Raw genomic sequence first — 17416 nt, forward strand, 5'->3', positions numbered from 1 at the left:
TTCCCGTACGACTCGAACGGAGTTCCGCCATGCCTTTCGTCCCGCATGCGCGCCGCCTCGGCGCCCTCGCGGCCCTGTCCGCCGCGTCCGTGCTCGGCCTCGCCACGGCCGCGTCCGCGCACGTCACCGCCAACCCGAAGACCGCCGAGCAGGGCTCGTACACCAAGGTGGCGTTCCGGGTGCCGAACGAGCACGGCAACGCGTCCACGACCAAGCTCGTGATACACCTGCCGGTCGAGCATCCGCTGGCGTCGGTGTCGGTGCGTCCCCTGCCCGGCTGGACGGCGAAGGTGGAGAAGTCGAAGCTGCCGGAGCCGATGAAGGCCCACGGCGGCGAACTCACCGAGGCCGTCACCACGATCACCTGGACCGGCGGCAAGATCGAACCGGGCCAGTTCCAGGAGTTCGACGTGTCGATGGGCCCGCTCCCGGCCGACACCGACCAAATGATGTTCAAGGCCGACCAGACGTACTCGAACGGCGAGGTCGTCAAGTGGGAGGAGGCCCCGGCGGACGGCGCCGCCGAACCGGAGCACCCGGCCCCGTCGCTCAGGCTCCTGCCGAAGGGCGACGCGCAGACGGCCGGCCTGACCGCGAACGTGAAGCCCACCGCCGAGGCGGCGCCCGATGACGGGACGGCCCGGCTGCTCGGCGGCATCGGCATCGCGGCCGGTGTGATCGGCATCGGCGTGGGCGGCTACGGCCTGACCCGCGCACGGAGCCGGTCATGAGGCGCCTCGCGGTCATCTTCGTGACCATGGGAACGGCCCTGGCGCTGACCGCGGCCCCGGCGTCCGCCCACACCACGCTGACGTCGGCGAGCCCGGCGAAGGACGCGACGGTCAAGGCACCGTCCGAGATCGTCCTGACCTACGCCGACCCGGTGCGGCTGCCGCGCGTGGTGGTAACGGACGCGTCGGGCGCGCAGCGCCAGGCGGGGGCGGCCCGTGCGGTGGACAACAAGGTCACCCAGCCGATCCACGGCACGCTGCCGAACGGCGAGTACACGGTGGGCTGGCGCGTCGTCGCCTCCGACGGCCACCCGGTCGAGGGCACCTACACCTTCACCGTGAGCGGGTCACGGGCCGCCGCCCAGCCCGCCCCCTCGGCACCGTCCCCGACGACCACCACGTCCACCCAGGATTCGGGCGACTCCTCGGGCTGGCTGTGGATCGGCCTGCTCGCCCTGGCCATCGCCGCGGCGACCGGCACGACCACCTGGCTCCGCCGCTCCCGGTCCAAGGGCTGACCGCCGCACCGCGCATCGGGGTCACAGGCCGGCGCGACCGCTCGCCGGTCGTGCCGGCCTGTGACGTATGTCCCCTTCAGTAGTGGGTTGTGTTTTCCAACTAACGATTGCTACCTTCGCGTAACCCACCGCCAGTCGAACTTGCGAGGAGAGCCGTGAACCCATCAGACACGCGGACCGCCGGTACCGCCGCGCCGGCACGGCCGGCACGCTTCGGGACGGTCTTCGCGATCGTCGTGGCCGGGGTGGCGATGTCCAACCTCGACCTGTTCATCGTCAACGTGGCGCTGCCCCAGATCGGCGGCCACTTCTCCGGCGCACCGCTGGCGTCCCTGTCCTGGATCCTCAACGCCTACGCGGTGATCTTCGCGGCGCTGCTGGTGCCGGCCGGCGGGCTGGCCGACCGCACCGGCCCCAAACGCGCCTACCTGCTCGGCGTCGCGGTGTTCACGCTCGCGTCCGTCGGCTGCGCGCTCGCCCCGGGCGTGTGGTGGCTGGTGGCGGCGCGGGTGGTGCAGGCGGCGGGTGCGGCGGCCCTCATCCCGTCCTCGCTCGGCCTGCTGCTGGCGGCGGCGCCGCCGGAGCGGCGGATGGCCGCGGTGCGCGGCTGGACGGCCGTCAGCGGACTGGCCGCCGCCCTCGGTCCCGTCATCGGCGGGCTGCTCACCGAGTTCGACTGGCGGTGGGTCTTCCTCATCAACGTGCCCATCGGCGCCGCCGCGCTGATCGCCGGGGCCCGGCTGCTGCCCGGCGCGCCCGCCCGGCGGGACGCGCAGCGGCCCGATCTGCTCGGCGCGGCCGTGCTGACGCTGGCGATCGCCGTCCTCGCCCTCGGCATCGTCCGGGGCCCGGACTGGGGCTGGGGTTCGGCGAAGATCCTCGGGTCGCTGGCGGCGGCCGTGGCGCTGCTGGCGTGGTTCGTGCTGCGTTCGGCGCGGCACCCCGCGCCGGTGCTGCCGCTGGGGCTGCTGCGGGCACCGGCGTTCAGCCCCGCGTCGCTCGCCAACATCATGTTCGCGGTGGCGTTCGCCGCGATGCTGCTGTCCTGCGTGCTGTGGTGCCAGGACGTGTGGGAGTGGTCGGCGCTGCGCACCGGCCTGGCGATCACGCCCGGTCCGCTGATGGTGCCCGCGCTGGCGATCGGCGGCGCGCCGATCGCCCGCCGGATCGGCGCGGGCCCGCTCGCGATCGCCGGATGCGTCACGTTCGCGGTGGGCGTCGGCTGGTGGATGTGGCGGATGCCGGACGGCTACGCGGCCGGGATGCTGCCCGGAATGCTGCTCACCGGCGTCGGGGTCGGGCTGACGCTGCCCACGCTGATCGGCGCGGCCGTCTCCGTGCTGCCCCCGCAGAGCTTCTCCACCGGCTCGGCGGTCGTCACGATGGCGCGGCAGGTCGGCACGGTCGTCGGCGTCGCCGCGCTGACCGCCGTGCTCGGCGGGGGCGGGGCCGCGCGTTCCGAAGCCGGCTTCGACGCCGGCTGGCTGCTGACGGTGCTGGCGACCGCCGCCGCCGCGCTCGTGTGCCTGTTCATCCCCCGCGCCCGCGGGGAATGACCCCGCTCAAGGTGAAACGAGCGTCCTCTGCCCCGGCCCCGGAGCGCGCGGATCGGAAAACGCAACTGACCCGCCTATCATGAGGCCATGGAGAAGAGCGCCGCTCCACGTGAATGCTCGGTCGCCGACGCGCTCCAGATCGTCGGGGAACGGTGGACGCTGCTGGTGGTCCGGGAACTGCTCTACGGGGTGCGGCGGTTCGACGGGATCGTCCGCAACACCGGCGCGGCCCGCGACATCCTCACCACCCGGCTGCGCAAGCTGGAGGACGCGGGCCTCGTCCGGCGGGAGCTCTACAGCACCCGCCCGGCCCGGTACGAGTACCACCTGACTCCCCAGGGACGGGAGCTCAGCGACGTGCTGGCCGTCCTGATGAAGTGGGGCGACCGGCACCTCAACCCCGGCGACCCGCCCGTCCGGTGGGTGCATACCTGCGGTGAGGACCTCGACCCGATAGTGGTCTGCGCCCACTGCGGGCGGCCCGCCCGCGAAGGCGGACACCCCACCGGCCGCGGCGCCCGCACAGCGTGACGAGCCGGACCAGGCCGGCGATACGGCAGGCCGGCGGCGGGTGACCGGGATATCGCATCGATCCGCGGGACGCGGAGGAGTTCGAGGCCGCCTACGCGCGGGCATCGGTCCCGCTCGCCGCCGCGCCCCAGTGCGTGGACTACGAACTGTCCCGCTGCGTCGAGGAGCCCTCGGCCTACGTCCTGCGCATCTGCTGGACGTCCGCCGATGACCACATGCGGGGCTTCCGCGGCGGTGCGCACTTTCCCGCGTTCTTCGCCGAGATCAAGCCGTACGTGCGGCGGATCGAGGAGATGCGGCACTACGAGCGGACGCCCGTGCGCGGCGCCGGCTCGTCCGTCCCGACGATGTACGACTGGGCGGGCGGGAGCGCGGCGTTCGAGCGGCTGACCGAGGTCTTCTACACGAACGTCCTCAAGGACGAGCTGCTGCGTCCCCTCTTCGAGCACATGGACCCGGACCACCCGAAGTGGGTCGCGATCTGGCCGAGCGAGGTCTTCCGCAGCAGCGGGGGGTTTAGGGCCTGTTGGAAGTTCGGATCAGTTGCTGCTAGTCACGATTGAGTGACTCGCTCACACCTGGGCGGGGGCGGGCTGTACCACCGGTACATGACGCGTGGTGATGTGACCGATACGGAATGGGAACTGATCGAGCCGCACCTGCCGCTGGGGGTGTCGGGGCCGATCGATGACCTGCGCAATCAGTGCTCAGCAGATACTGCATCCCATACGGGTCGCGGTCCCCGGCGTGCTCGGCGATCGTCCAGCAGTTCTTGCGCGGCAACTCCGCCAGCAACCCCTCCAGCAGGCCCCGGAACCGCCGCCGGGTCTCCACCCGCCTGAACCTGCAGGCCACCCGGCCCAACAGATCCTCCAACATCGTCTGCCACCGGCCAGGGTCTACGCTGGGCCCAGCGGCCACCACGCGATCTTCGGTCGTCCTCACAAACACCCATGATCACGCGGTGGCCGTCTGCATGCTCCAGCACCCCACCAGCAAGATCACAACTTACCGCTGGAGTATTAGACGTCATCTCATTTGGCGAGTCGGCGGTGACAGATGAGGGTGGCGGCGATGCCGACGAAGGCCAGGAAGTGTTCGGGCTTGCGTTCGTAGCGGCGGTGCAGGCGGCGGCAGCCGCTCAGCCAGGACACCGTCCGGTCGGGGAGGCGCAGGGTGTCGGGGCGCAGGGTGGCCAGCGCGATCGCGGTGACCAGGACGCCGACCGGGATGTTGATGTAGATGCGGCGGGGCGGTCACGGGCTGCCTTGACCGCCCCGCCGGACACGATCACATCGGCAACGCGGGATCAGTCATCAAGTCAGCAGCTCCTTGACGACTGCAATCACAGCCACCCCAGCTTCTCCGGCCACTGCCGCCACCCCTGCGATCCTCTTCAGGAGCGAGTTGAAGCGCTCCTCAGAAGGGCTCGAGTCGATCTCATGAACAGCGGCATCGATTTCCGCTCGATCACTGTCATCCAGGTGCTGCTTCAGCTCTGCGAGCTCCACCCGGAGGTCATCGATTGTGAACTGTCTCGACTCCGAGCCTGCGCCGCGCGTTCCTCCCGCCGTGATGTTTCCGGTGCGGGTTACCGCCTTGCCGATGTTGCCGTCACCGCGTTGCTCGATGCGGTCGCCCATCATCGCCCCCGAACGTTGCCGGTGCGCGTTTCCGCCTTGCCGATGTTGCCGTCACCGTACTGCTGAATGAGGTCACCTTGTACCGCGTGCTGGACGTTGAAGGTCATCTGCGCCAAGTCAGGCTGGCTGATCGCTTCGGTGACTTTGAGGACAAGCGCCTTGATTTCACTCGCCTGCGTGCTCCACACCGCATCTCGTTGCGTGCCTGCGGTGTTGAGGACCAACCCGTATACCGGCGGTATGCCGATGGTCGACGTAAGGCGCCAGATGGACACTGCCACCACGACGAGCACGATCAGTATCCCGACCGCTTTGGATCCGAGCGCCACGATTACACCGAAGATCACGCCGAGCAGGACGCGCTTGATGAATTTTCTCCAAGCGGCACCTTTGTCGACTTCCAGCGCGCGTTGCCCCACATGGCTGATGTTGCGCAGCGGATATGCCTCGTCGTCAATCCACAGCACCCCTTGCCCGACTCGTACCTGAACCGCCGCGTGTTCGATCCCCACGATGCGCCCTCTGACTCGTAGCCACTCTCGACGATACCCAGCATAGGCAGCCAGCGAATCAATCAGCGGAGATTTCCTACAATTTTCCATGATCTCAAAATCTGAACCCTTTCGGTCTCCTCGTTCAAGGGTTTCGACATGACCTTGATTGCAGTATCGACGTCGCCACACGGCACAGATGTCCCATTTCTTGGTTTATGACTTATTTGTCCGTTACAAGCGAGAGGTGCCGGCACATGGCGCGATTACTGCGTCGCCGTTCGCTGCGGCGGGTAGAACGACCCGACTACCCCCGTTCGGGGGTGGCGCAGGTCACTCGGATGGCCAACGATCCTTGTGACCGTGATGCCCGTGCGGCTACGAGGAGAGACCATGCCCGCAGTCGAGTTCCGCGCGGCGCGCGACTTCCTGCTCGCGCATCGCGACGACTACGCGACCGCGTACGAGAAGTTCCGCTGGCCGGTGCTGACCGGTTTCAACTGGGCGCTGGACTGGTTCGACAAGATCGCCGAGGGCAACGACTCGCCCGCGCTGTGGATCGTCGAGGAGGACGGCTCGGAGGCCAGGTACTCGTTCGCGCTGCTCGCGCGGCGGTCGAACCAGGTCGCGAACATGCTGCGCCGGGCGGGCGTGCGGCGCGGCGACCGGATCATCCTGATGCTCGGCAACCAGGTGGAGCTCTGGGAGACCGTGCTGGCGGCGATGAAGCTCGGCGCCATCATGATCCCGTGCACGCCGCTGCTGGGCACGGCCGATCTGCAGGACCGGCTGACGCGCGGCAAGGCCCGGCACGTGGTGGTCGGTTCGTCCGACACCGGGAAGTTCGACGGGGTCGAGGGCGAGTACACCAAGATCGCCGTGGGCGACCCGGTCGACGGCTGGCTGCGCTACGCCGACGCCTACCAGGAGGCCGAGGCGTTCACCCCGTACGGGCTGACGATGTCGCGGGACACACTGCTGCTCTACTTCACGTCCGGGACGACGGCGCAGCCGAAGCTGGTCGAGCACACGCACGCGTCCTACCCGGCCGGGCACCTGTCCACGATGTACTGGATCGGGCTGCGGCCCGGGGACGTCCACCTGAACATCTCGTCGCCGGGCTGGGCGAAGCACGCGTGGAGCAACGTCTTCGCGCCGTGGGACGCCGAGGCGTGCGTGTTCATCTTCAACTACACGCGGTTCGACGCCGACCGGCTGCTCGACACCCTGGACCGGTGCGGCGTGACGAGCTTCTGCGCGCCGCCGACCGTGTGGCGGATGCTGATCCAGGCCGATCTCGGCCGGCTCGGCACGCCGCCGCGCGAGGTCGTCGCGGCCGGTGAGCCGCTGAACCCCGAGGTGATCGAGCGGGTCCGGGACGCCTGGGGCCGGACGATCCGCGACGGGTTCGGGCAGACCGAGACGACCGTCCAGATCGCCAACACGCCGGGCCAGCCGGTCAAGCCGGGGTCGATGGGACGTCCGGTGCCGGGTTACAAGGTCGTGCTGATCGACCCGGTGACCGGGGAACCCGCGGACGAGGGCGAGATCTGCCTCGACCTCGAAGACCCTCCGCTCGGGCTGATGGCCGGCTACCACGGCGACGAGGAGCGCACGGCCGAGGCGATGGCCGGCGGCCACTACCACACCGGCGACATCGGCTCCCGCGACGCGGACGGGTACATCACCTATGTCGGACGTGCCGATGACGTGTTCAAGGCGTCCGACTACAAGATCTCGCCGTTCGAGCTGGAGAGCGTGCTGATCGAGCACCCGGCGGTCGCGGAGGCCGCCGTGGTGCCGTCCCCCGACCCGGTGCGGCTCGCCGTCCCGAAGGCGTACGTGACGCTCGCGAACGGCTGGGAACCGACCGCCGAGACCGCGAAGGCGATCTTCGCGCACAGCCGGGCGCAGCTGTCCCCGTACAAGCGGATCCGGCTGCTGGAGTTCGCCGAGCTGCCGAAGACGATCTCCGGAAAGATCCGCCGGGTCGAGCTGCGCACCAGCGAGATCGACAAACACCCCGGTACGAGCGACCGCCCGGAAGGCGAGTTCCGCGAGGAGGACCTGCGATGACGCTCTCCTACGCCTCGGGCGTTTCGAGCACGCCGCTGCTCGGCGACACCATCGGCGCGAACCTCGACAGGACGGTCGCCGCGTTCCCGGAGCGGGACGCGCTGGTCGACCGGGCCACGGGCCGCCGCTGGACGTACGGGCGGTTCGCCGAGGACGTGGCGGCCGTCGCGCTCGGCCTGCGCGACCTCGGTGTGGTCAAGGGCGACCGGGTCGGGATCTGGGCGCCGAACTGCGCCGAGTGGATGCTCGTCCAGTACGCGACGGCCAGGCTCGGCGCGATCCTGGTCAACATCAACCCCGCCTACCGGGTGCATGAGCTGGAGTTCGTCCTCAACCAGGCGGGCATCCGGACGCTGGTGGCGGCGCCGGCGTTCAAGACGTCCGACTACGCGGCGATGATCGAGGAGGTGCGGCCGAAGTGCGCCGCGCTGCGGGACGTCGTCCTCATCGGGACCCCCGGCTGGGACGCGCTGCTGGAGTCGGGCCGCACCGCCGACCCCGCCGTCCTCACCGGCATCGCGCGGACGCTGACCGCCGACGACCCGATCAACATCCAGTACACGTCCGGGACGACGGGCTTCCCCAAGGGCGCGACGCTGTCGCACCACAACATCCTGAACAACGGCTACTTCGTCGGTGAGCTGTGCGGCTACGGCGAAGAGGACCGCGTGTGCGTCCCGGTGCCCTTCTACCACTGCTTCGGCATGGTGATGGGGAACCTCGCGGCGACCAGCCACGGCGCGTGCGTCGTGATCCCGGCGCCGGCGTTCGACCCGAAGGCGACGCTGGAGGCGGTCGCGATGGAACGTTGCACATCGCTGTACGGGGTGCCGACGATGTTCATCGCCGTGCTGAACGAGCCGTCGGCCGACGAGCTGGACCTGGCCGGCCTCCGCACCGGGATCATGGCGGGGTCGCCGTGCCCGGTGGAGGTGATGAAGCAGGTCATCGACCGGCTCGGGATGAGCGAGGTCGCGATCTGCTACGGCATGACGGAGACGTCGCCCGTGTCGACCCAGACCCGGGCGGGCGACTCGCTCGACCGGCGGGTGTCCACGGTCGGAACCGTCCTGCCGCATCTGGAGATCAAGATCATCGACCCGGAGACCGGGGTGACGGTCCCGCGCGGCACGCCCGGCGAGTTCTGCACCCGCGGCTACTCGGTGATGCTCGGCTACTGGGACGAGCCGGACAGGACGGCCGAGGCCATCGACGCCGCCCGCTGGATGCACACCGGCGACCTCGCGGTGATGGACGCCGGCGGCTACGTCAACATCACCGGCCGGATCAAGGACATGGTGATCCGGGGCGGCGAGAACATCTACCCGCGCGAGATCGAGGAGTTCCTCTACACCCATCCCGACATCGTGGACGCGCAGGTCATCGGCGTCCCGGACGAGAAGTACGGGGAGGAGCTGATGGCGTGGGTGCGGCTGCGCGAGGGCGCGGCGGGCCTGACCGCCGCGGAGTTGCGCGCGTTCTGCGAGGGCAGGCTCGCCCACTACAAGATCCCGCGCTACGTGCACGTGGTGGACGAGTTCCCGATGACGGTCACCGGAAAGATCCGCAAGGTGCAGATGCGCACCGAGGCGGTCGACATCCTGGGCCTTGGGGACGCCGCCGCCACGAAGCACGCGTGAGTTTTCCGGCTCGTGACCTTCCGTGATCGGGCCTGGGCAAGGCATGCTCGGGGCATGGATGCGCATTCGCCCGGGGGCGTCGGGGCACGTCCCCCCGCAGCGGCGCGCGACGACGTGGGGGCCGTCCGGTCGGCGGTGCTGGCGCTGCACCGCACGACCGGGCTGCCCGTGGTGTTCGGGGGCGCGCTGAGCGGCCAGGACAGGTTGCGCATCACCGAACTCGTCGGCACCATGACCGACGCCCTGAACGGGCTGGTCGTGCGGCAGGGCAACGGGCTCGGCGGCAAGGCGATGGCCATGGGGCGTCCCGCATGGGTGAGCAACTATCCGTGTTCATCGTCGATCAGCCACGACTACGACAAACCGGTCGGGCGTGAGGGGCTGCTGTCGATCGTCGCCGTCCCGATCGTGGTCCGGCGGCGGGTGCGCGGCGTCCTGTACGGCGCGCTGCGGGAACCCCTGAGCCTCGCCGACCGCGTGGTGGGGGCGGCCGTCCAGGTGGCCCGCGACCTTGAGCAGGACCTCGCCGTCCGGGAGCGGGCGGACGAGGCGCTCGCCCGGACGCGGCCCGGCACGTCGGCCGCGCGCTGGGAGGAGGTGCGGGCCGTGCACGCCGAACTGCGGGCGCTGGCCGAGGAGGTCGCCGACCTGCCGACCCGCGACCGGCTGCGCCGCGCGTCGCTGCGCCTGGCCGCCGCCGGGCTGGACGAACCGGGCGACGCCCCGCGTCCCGCCCTGTCCCCCCGTGAGCTGGACGTGCTGTCCTATGTGGCGATCGGCTGCACGAACGCGGAGGCCGCCGAACGCCTGGGCCTGCTGCCCGAGACGGTGAAGAGCTACCTGCGCTCGGCGATGCGCAAGCTCGACAGCCACACCCGCCTGGAGGCCGTGACCGCCGCCCGCCGCGCCGGCCTGCTGCCCTGAGCCCGGCCGTGGGAAACCGCGGGGCCGCGCGGTCTTCCGACGATCGGACCCGGCGACGGGGTCAGCGCCGTGGGGCGCGTCCTCCAGAGCAGATCGGCCCCCGCGGCGCACTGCCTGAAGGATCGGTCACCGCACGCCGGCTGCGCCGGGCCGTGATCGCACGGCCGTCCCGCGCCGCGTTTCCGGCGGAGACGTCCGCCCCCGATGTGCCCGGAAACCGTAACACCCTGGCCGGCGATGACCGGAGTAAAAGGATTTCGTTCAAATACCTCAACTCGTCAGTAGCTTTTGGGCACGCGGGGACCGCCTTGAACCGACGGTCGAGGACCTCGCTCCCGAGCGCGTCCACCGCCTTGGCACCGATGTTCATGCCCGGCCTCCCGTGTGGCATGGCACTCATCGGCCACCGCTAGGCCCGATTGTGATCCAATATCGCTCTCCTCCCCCGTTGAAAGCCCGATAGCGTGGGGCTTGTGGAGGTTGAGGAGGCAGGTGGGACGTCCCGCCGCAAAGCGCTCTGGTTGCTGGGTGCCGCGGCCGGCCTGACCGCGCTCGGCGCGGACGCCGCGCGCCCGTCGGGCGGCTCCACCGCCGTGGCCGCGCCGACGACGACGCCGCGGGCGCGTCCGGTGATCCATCCGACGCCGACCCCGACGCCGACCCCGACTCCCCGTCCCGCCTCGTGGACGGCCGCGAAGCTCACCGCGGCGGGCGAGCCCATCCGGGAACTGTCGGAGCTGTCGCCGCCGCCCCCGCCGAAGTCGATCGCGCTGACCATCGACGACGGCCCGAGCCCGATGTGGACCCCGCGGATACTCGACCTGCTGGCCGAGCACGAGGTCCACGCGACGTTCTTCATCATCGGCGAGCAGGTGAAGGAGTATCCGAAGCTCACCCGCCGCATCGCCGACTCCGGCCACCAGATCTGCAACCACACCGAGACCCACCCGATCTCCATCGGGGGCCTGCCGAGGAAGCGCGTCCGCCGGGAGATCGTCCAGGCGCACGACCGGATCGCGGACGTCACCGGCATCGTCCCGCAGTTCTTCCGCTCCCCCGGCGGCGCATGGTCGAAGACCGTCCTGGACCTGGTCGCCGAGCACGGCATGCTGCCGATCGACTGGGCCGTCGACCCGCGCGACTGGGCCCGCCCCGGCGTGGGCCGCATCCGCCGCGCCCTGCTGAAGGGCAAGGAGAACAACATCCTCCTGTGCCACGACGGCGGCGGCGACCGCTCCCAGACCCTCAGGGCACTGGAAACGGTCATCCCGAAGATGAAGAAGCGCGGCCTGACCTTCGTCGCCCTCTGACCCTCCCGATCGAGACGCCCGGCTCCTCCGGCGTCCCAGGGGTGGACGTAACTACACCCCCGGCTCGGGGTGCGGGCACACTGTGCTCGTGGGCGCACGCCAGAAGACTGGACTCCAGGTGGCAGGCGACCCGTGGAGGACCCAGTGAACGGTGGATCGGTGGAAGAGACCCGGCTGCAGCGGTACGCCAGGACGCCCTGGCGCGGGCTGGCGCTCTGGATGCTGAGCGTCCCCGCGACGCTCGTCGGGCTGTGGTTCATCACGGTCGTCTCGATGATCACCAGCTTCGTCGGGGTGCTGCTGTTCCCGTCCGCGACCATGCTGCTGCGCGACCGGCTCGACGCCTACCGCGACCGCATCGGCCGGTGGACCGACATCACCGTCCAGCGGCCGTACCTGCCCGAGCCGGCGCCCGAGCCGGGCCTGAACGGCTTCTTCAAGCGGTTCATCGCGCTGGTCTGCGACCCGGCGACATGGCGGGACTACCTGTGGGTCGTCGTCGACCCGGTCGTTGCGATCTTCACGGCGGCGCTGCCCGGGCTGCTGATCCTGAACGGGCTGTGGGGGTACGTCCTCGCGGCGTTCGCCGGCGACCTGATCGGCCACTACGGCGGCAGCGACTGGTACGCCTACATCCCCATCACGGAGGGGTACGGCCGCGACACCGGACGCGTCGTCTCCACCCTGGTCGTCGCGACCCTCAGCATCGTGGCCGGGTACGCGATCGGCCCGAAGATGATGACCGTGTACGGGCACTGGGGCCGCATGCTTCTCGGCCCGACGAAGAAGTCGCAGCTCGCGCTGCGCGTCCAGCACCTCACCGAGACCCGGTCGGACGCCGTGGACACCTCCGCCGCCGAGCTGCGCCGCATCGAGCGCGATCTGCACGACGGCGCGCAGGCCCGGCTCGTCGCGATGGGCATGACCCTCGGCGCGATCGAGCACCTGCTCGACAAGGACCCGCAGAAGGCGCGGCTGCTGCTCGCCGAGACCCGCGCGTCGTCGGCGAAGGCGCTGCACGAGCTGCGCGACCTGGTCCGCGGCATCCACCCGCCGGTGCTCGCCGACCGCGGGCTCGGCGACGCGGTGAAGGCGCTGGCGCTCGACCACCCGATGCGGGTCGAGGTCACCGGCGACCTGCCGGGACGGGCGAGCGCGCCGGTCGAGTCCGCGGCCTACTTCGCGGTGTCGGAGATCCTCACCAACACCGCCAAGCACTCCGGCGCGTCCCGCGTCTGGATCGACATGCGGCACGAGAACGGGATGCTGCGCATCACGGTCACCGACGACGGGCACGGCGGCGCCACCCTCGACGGCGGCACGGGCCTGCGCGGCATCGAACGCCGGATCGGTACATTCGACGGCGTGCTCGCCCTCAGCTCGCCGATGGGCGGCCCGACGATCGTGACCTTGGAGCTGCCGTGCGCGTTGTCCTCGCCGAAGATCTCGCCCTCCTGAGAGAGGGGCTCGTCAGCCTGCTGGAGACGCACGGCTTCGAGATCGCGGCGGCCGTCGACAACGGCCCCTCGCTGCTGAAGGCACTGCTCGACCACCGCCCGGACGTGGCGGTGGTCGACGTGCGGCTGCCCCCGTCCTTCACCGACGAGGGGCTGCAGGCGGCGCTGGAGGCGCGCCGCCGGGTCCCCGGCCTGCCCGTGCTCGTGCTGTCCCAGTACGTCGAGCAGCTGTACGCGCGGGAACTGCTCGCGGACGGCGCCGGAGCCATCGGCTACCTGCTGAAGGACCGGGTGTTCGACGCGGCCCAGTTCGTGGACGCGGTGCGCCGCGTCGCCGGCGGCGGCACCGCGATGGACCCGGAGGTCATCTCCCGGCTCGTCGCCGGCAGCACCCGCGACACCCCGCTGAGCCGCCTCACCCCGCGCGAGACCGAGGTCCTGGAGCTGATGGCGCAGGGACGGTCCAACGCGGCGATCGCGGAGCGGCTCGTCGTCACCGAACGGGCCGTCACCAAGCACACCGCCAACATCTTCACCAAGCTCGACCTGCCGGTGACCGGGGACGACAACCGCCGCGTCCGCGCCGTCCTCGCCTATCTGAACCGGTGACCGGTCAGCTGTAGTTGACGCCGTTCATGGTGGGCTGGAGGGTGCCCTGGGAGAGGGTGCCGGGGCACATGTCGCGCGGGCCGTTCTGCCAGGTGGCGTCGATGAACAGCCAGCTTCCCTGCCAGGAGACCGCCCAGCCGCCCGCGCTCGGGCAGTCGGGGCTCGTCCCCCACCTGAGCCCGGCGAAGGCCGTCCGGCCGGGGCGCAGGGTGATGTTCACACCGGGGCCCGGGTAGTTCTCGCGCTCGCCCTGCACCGCGCTGTAGTACGCGCCGCCGGCGCCGCCGAGCCCCAACGGCGCCCAGCCCGCCGGGATCAGGCAGGTCTGCCCCGACTTGTTGGTGAGCATCAGGGTCGCGAGCACCTTCTCCTCGGAGTCGGACTGCTGCTCCTGCATCTCCGCCCGCAACTGCGCCGCCGTGCATTTCGCCACGGCCGCGACCGGCGCCTGCGCGGTGGGGGGCGTGCTCGGCGAGGTGCCGCTGCCCGTCCCCGTCCCCGTGCCGCTGCCCGTGCCTGTGTCTGTGTCTGTGCCCGTGCCGGTGCTCGAACCGGACGTCGGCCCCGTGCCGCCCACGTGGGCGCTGACACGGCAGCCGGTGACGGAGAGCGCGAGCGCGAGGCCCGCCCCGGCCAGCGCGAGCAGCGATCGACGGTTTGCACCCTGCGTCATGGTTCGAACCCCTTTGCAATCTTTCCTGATCGCTGGATGAGATGACCGATATGTCGGAGGAGTTCGAGAGATTTTCACGATATTTCGCGCGTGAGATCCGGCGTCAGCGCGTGGCGGACGTCCAGGTGAAGGCGGGTGGGCGGCGTTCGAGGAACGCGGCGACGCCCTCCTCGACCTCGCCGCTCGCGGCGACCTCCGCGAACCACCGGGCGGTCTTCTCCTGAACCGGGCCGGCGGCGGCGATGGCGTCCACGATGTCCTTGGTCGCCTGCTGGGTGAGCAGCGAGCGGGACGCGAGGGTCGCGGTGAACGCGGCGACCCGGTCGCGCAGGCCGCCGGACGGGACGACCTCGTCCAGCAGCCCGATCCGCAGCGCGTGCCCGGCGCCGATCAGGTCCGCCGAGAACAGCAGGTACTTCGCGGCGGCCGGGCCCACCAGCCGAACGAGCCGCGTCGTCGCGGCGGCCGGATACACGATGCCGAGCTTGGCCGGGGTGATCCCGAACCGGGCGTCCTCGGTGGCGAACCGCAGGTCGCAGGCCGCCGCGAGCTGGCAGCCGCCGCCCACGCAGTAGCCCTCGATCGCGGCGAGCACCGGCTTGGGGAACGCGGCGAGCGCCCGCTCGGCGACCGTCGACAGGTGCGAGTCGTCGTCGCGGTGGATGTCGCCGAGCTCGGCGATGTCGGCGCCCGCGCAGAAGTTCCCGCCCGCGCCCGTCAGCACCACCACCCGGACGGACGGGTCGCCGGCGAGGGCGTCCAGGATGCCGGGGAGCGCCCGCCACATGTCCGCCGACATGGCGTTCCGCTTGGCCGGCCGGTCGATCGTGATCGTCCCGACACCCCCGGCCACCTCGAAGTGGAGCCCGGTGTCCATGGTCCTCCCTCTGCCCTGACGCGGCTCATCGTACGGAGCCGATTCCGCCCGGCGGTTCCGGGGGCACCCGATCCGATCGGAACCCCGGCGCCCGCCGGAGAGTCATACCGAACGATCGGACGGCGGCGCGGCCGGGGGACGCCGCGCCGCGTCACGCCGTCACGGGGGGATCGACCTGCATGAAAGCAATCACCGCCGATCGGGGAATGCGAAACCGGCGCCGAGTGCTGTACTGTCAAAGCAGCGGCTTCGGTTCCGCGACTCGCACCGAAGTTGTTTCTTCCCCGCCCGGGCCATCTGAGCGCCCGGTGATCTTCCCGGTCCGGTACGCGCAGGTCGGCGTCCGGGCCGCCGCACAAGGGAGCCGCCGTCAGCCCGGTGAACCGAGCTGAATTCCTCGCATTCCTCTCGCGTACGCGCCGCGGAGTCCGCCGCCGTACCCGGGAATCGACCCCAGGCGGCGCGGACCGTTCCGCGCCGGCCTGAGAAGGGGCCCACATGTCCACTTCCACCCTCACATCCGAACCCCCTGCCACCGCCCGCAAGACACAGGCGCACACCGTGTCCGCGCAGAGCGGGCGCAAGGCCGGCCGGCAGCAGACCCGGCGTCCCGCCGACGAGACGCCGACCGTCCCGTTCCACGGCATCCTCGCCGTCCAGGACAAGCACGCGTTCGTCCGCACCTCCGGCTACCTCCCCGGGCCGGACGACGTGCACGTCTCCCTCACCCAGGTCAGGGCGCACCACCTGCGGCACGGCGACGTCGTCGCGGGCACCGCGAAGGCGCCCAAGTCGGGCCGGGAGAAGTTCCCCTCCCTCGCCCACCTGGAGGCGGTGAACGGGCTGCCGCCCGCGCAGGCGGCGAACCGCCCCGAGTTCGGCAAGCTCACCCCGCTGTTCCCGGACGAGCGGCTCCGCCTCGACACCGGCCCGCTCGCCACCCGCGTCATCGACCTGGTCGCGCCGATCGGCAAGGGCCAGCGCGGGCTCATCGTGTCGCCGCCGAAGGTCGGCAAGACGATGGTCCTGCAGGCCCTCGCGGGCGCGATCGCGCAGAACAACCCCGAGGTCCACCTCATGGTCGTGCTCATCGACGAGCGGCCGGAGGAGGTCACCGACCTGCAGCGGTCCGTGCGCGGCGAGGTGATCCACTCGACGTTCGACCGTCCCGCGCAGGACCACACCGCGCTCGCCGAACTCGCCGTCGAGCGCGCCAAGCGGCTCGTCGAGCAGGGCCACGACGTCGTCATGCTGCTCGACTCGATCACCCGGCTCGGCCGCGCCTACAACCTCGCGGCGCCCTCCAGCAGCCGCATCCTCGCGGGCGGGGTCGCCACGACCGCGATCTACCCGCCGAAGAAGTTCTTCGGCGCCGCCCGCAACATCGAGAACGGCGGCTCGCTGACGATCCTCGCGACCGCGCTGGTGGAGACCGGCTCCCGGATGGACGACGTCTTCTTCGAGGAGTACAAGGGCACCGGCAACATGGAGCTGAAGCTCGACCGGAGCCTCGCCGACCGCCGCGTCTTCCCCGCCGTCGACATCGAGGCGTCCGGGACGCGCCGCGACGAACTGCTCATGTCCCCCGAGGAACTCGCCCTCTCCTGGCGCCTCCGCCGCGCACTCCAGGGTCTGGAGAAGCAGCAGGCCGTCGAGCAGCTCCTGGAGAAGATGAAGGGCACCTCGTCCAACGCCGAGTTCCTGCTCCGCCTCCGGCAGACGACCTAGCCGTTCGGATCGCGAGTCATCCCGGAGGCCGCCCCCCGATCATTCGGCCGTTTCCGGCCTGAACGACTTGACGATCTTGTCGTAGAGGCGCTGGCCCGGTGTCCAGCCGGAATCGGGCGCGTAGAAGCAGAACTCGTACCCGGCCGCCCGGCCGCACAGCCCGTGCCGGACGCCGCCGTGGCCGCGCTCCCGCCAGGTGAACTCCCACTCGGCGGCCCCCGCGATGACCTCCGGGACGGGTTCGAGCCGCAACCGCCGATACCCCGGATAGCGGTGCTCGGCGACCGCCCCGCGCTCCTCGGCGCGCAACCCCGTGAGCGGGTCGCCCGGTGCCGGGGAGATGCGCAGGCCGAGTCCCGCACCGGTGTCCTTCCACGTCATGACGGAGCCGCTCCGCTCGGCCTGCCAGCCCGCCGGCACGCGCACCGAGTAGGCGCCCGCCTCGCGGTACCTCGTCGTCTTCACCGTGACGCCCGCCGCCGGACGCAGCACGACCGCGTCGCTCTTGCCGATCGACGTCCAGCGGGCCGCCCAGGTGCCCGCACCGGCGGCGAGCGCGGCGAGCAGCACGACGCCGACGACGGCGCCGGGCCGGAGCCGGCGCCGGCGCAGCGGCCACCGGCAGCGCGCCGCCAGGGCGCGGGGCGTCCAC

Annotated in this window: 15 protein-coding genes and 4 pseudogenes; 12 read left to right on the forward strand and 7 right to left on the reverse strand. The window is 71.0% G+C overall.

Annotation, left to right across the window (positions count from 1 at the left end):
* Positions 1 to 29 precede the first annotated feature (29 nt).
* The 5 genes from AF1_RS19370 (at position 30) to AF1_RS19390 (ending at position 3899) form a co-directional block, all read left to right on the forward strand.
* Positions 30 to 731, forward strand: coding sequence for a YcnI family copper-binding membrane protein (locus AF1_RS19370; RefSeq protein ID WP_067800904.1), 702 nt, complete (start codon positions 30 to 32; stop codon positions 729 to 731).
* Complete coding sequence (locus tag AF1_RS19375) at positions 728 to 1249, forward strand: copper resistance CopC family protein (RefSeq protein WP_067800907.1); 522 nt, start codon at positions 728 to 730, stop codon at positions 1247 to 1249. The genes AF1_RS19370 and AF1_RS19375 overlap by 4 nt, the downstream gene beginning before the upstream one ends.
* A 155-nt stretch (positions 1250 to 1404) precedes the next feature.
* Entirely contained in the window at positions 1405 to 2805 is a 1401-nt protein-coding gene (locus tag AF1_RS19380) for an MFS transporter (protein ID WP_067800910.1), read from the forward strand.
* Positions 2806 to 2892: 87 nt separating this feature from the next.
* Entirely contained in the window at positions 2893 to 3336 is a 444-nt protein-coding gene (locus AF1_RS19385) for a winged helix-turn-helix transcriptional regulator (protein ID WP_067800913.1), read from the forward strand.
* Positions 3337 to 3392: 56 nt separating this feature from the next.
* Complete coding sequence (locus tag AF1_RS19390) at positions 3393 to 3899, forward strand: antibiotic biosynthesis monooxygenase (protein ID WP_084263118.1); 507 nt, start codon at positions 3393 to 3395, stop codon at positions 3897 to 3899.
* 145 nt (positions 3900 to 4044) lie between these two features.
* Here AF1_RS19390 and AF1_RS36475 read toward each other — a convergent pair.
* The 4 genes and pseudogenes from AF1_RS36475 to AF1_RS19405 all read right to left on the reverse strand — a co-directional run.
* A pseudogene (locus AF1_RS36475) lies at positions 4045 to 4215 on the reverse strand (IS701 family transposase); the annotation flags it as partial.
* Positions 4216 to 4370: 155 nt separating this feature from the next.
* Positions 4371 to 4499: pseudogene (locus tag AF1_RS36480) on the reverse strand (IS5/IS1182 family transposase); the annotation flags it as partial.
* A 153-nt stretch (positions 4500 to 4652) separates the two neighbouring features.
* On the reverse strand, positions 4653 to 4979 hold the full coding sequence (locus tag AF1_RS19400) for a hypothetical protein (protein WP_131732903.1): 327 nt from the start codon (positions 4977 to 4979) through the stop codon (positions 4653 to 4655).
* Positions 4979 to 5491, reverse strand: a complete 513-nt coding sequence (locus AF1_RS19405) for a DUF6232 family protein (RefSeq protein ID WP_207394173.1) — start codon at positions 5489 to 5491, stop codon at positions 4979 to 4981. The genes AF1_RS19400 and AF1_RS19405 overlap by 1 nt, the downstream gene beginning before the upstream one ends.
* Positions 5492 to 5863: 372 nt before the next feature.
* Here AF1_RS19405 and AF1_RS19410 point away from each other — a divergent pair, with 372 nt between their 5' ends.
* The 6 genes from AF1_RS19410 to AF1_RS19435 all read left to right on the forward strand — a co-directional run bounded on the left by AF1_RS19410 (position 5864) and on the right by AF1_RS19435 (position 13486).
* Positions 5864 to 7546 (forward strand): AMP-binding protein, encoded by a 1683-nt coding sequence (locus AF1_RS19410; RefSeq protein WP_067800919.1) that lies wholly within the window; start codon positions 5864 to 5866, stop codon positions 7544 to 7546.
* Positions 7543 to 9186, forward strand: a complete 1644-nt coding sequence (locus AF1_RS19415; RefSeq protein ID WP_067800922.1) for an AMP-binding protein — start codon at positions 7543 to 7545, stop codon at positions 9184 to 9186. Before AF1_RS19410 ends, AF1_RS19415 begins: the two co-directional genes overlap by 4 nt.
* Before the next feature lie 54 nt (positions 9187 to 9240).
* A complete protein-coding gene (locus tag AF1_RS19420) occupies positions 9241 to 10110 on the forward strand; it encodes a helix-turn-helix transcriptional regulator (RefSeq protein WP_084263119.1) in 870 nt (289 codons plus the stop codon).
* Between the two features lie 473 nt (positions 10111 to 10583).
* On the forward strand, positions 10584 to 11420 hold the full coding sequence (locus tag AF1_RS19425; protein WP_067800926.1) for a polysaccharide deacetylase family protein: 837 nt from the start codon (positions 10584 to 10586) through the stop codon (positions 11418 to 11420).
* A 159-nt stretch (positions 11421 to 11579) separates the two neighbouring features.
* Positions 11580 to 12878, forward strand: coding sequence for a sensor histidine kinase (locus AF1_RS19430; protein ID WP_242608980.1), 1299 nt, complete (start codon positions 11580 to 11582; stop codon positions 12876 to 12878).
* Entirely contained in the window at positions 12842 to 13486 is a 645-nt protein-coding gene (locus tag AF1_RS19435) for a response regulator (protein WP_067800933.1), read from the forward strand. Before AF1_RS19430 ends, AF1_RS19435 begins: the two co-directional genes overlap by 37 nt.
* A 4-nt stretch (positions 13487 to 13490) precedes the next feature.
* Here AF1_RS19435 and AF1_RS19440 read toward each other — a convergent pair whose 3' ends face one another.
* Together AF1_RS19440 and AF1_RS19445 are read right to left on the reverse strand one after the other, a co-directional pair.
* Positions 13491 to 14159, reverse strand: coding sequence for a DUF4232 domain-containing protein (locus tag AF1_RS19440; RefSeq protein ID WP_067800936.1), 669 nt, complete (start codon positions 14157 to 14159; stop codon positions 13491 to 13493).
* Between the two features lie 103 nt (positions 14160 to 14262).
* Entirely contained in the window at positions 14263 to 15036 is a 774-nt protein-coding gene (locus AF1_RS19445) for an enoyl-CoA hydratase/isomerase family protein (RefSeq protein ID WP_067800940.1), read from the reverse strand.
* Between the two features lie 576 nt (positions 15037 to 15612).
* On the opposite strand from AF1_RS19445, the pseudogene rho reads away from it, so the two are divergent.
* Positions 15613 to 16764: pseudogene (rho, locus tag AF1_RS19450) on the forward strand (transcription termination factor Rho); the annotation flags it as partial.
* A 39-nt stretch (positions 16765 to 16803) separates the two neighbouring features.
* Here the strand turns inward: rho and AF1_RS35235 are convergent.
* A pseudogene (locus tag AF1_RS35235) lies at positions 16804 to 17416 on the reverse strand (hypothetical protein); the annotation flags it as partial.

The organism is Actinomadura formosensis NBRC 14204 (genome assembly GCF_001552155.1).
GTDB classification, from domain to species: domain Bacteria; phylum Actinomycetota; class Actinomycetes; order Streptosporangiales; family Streptosporangiaceae; genus Spirillospora; species Spirillospora formosensis.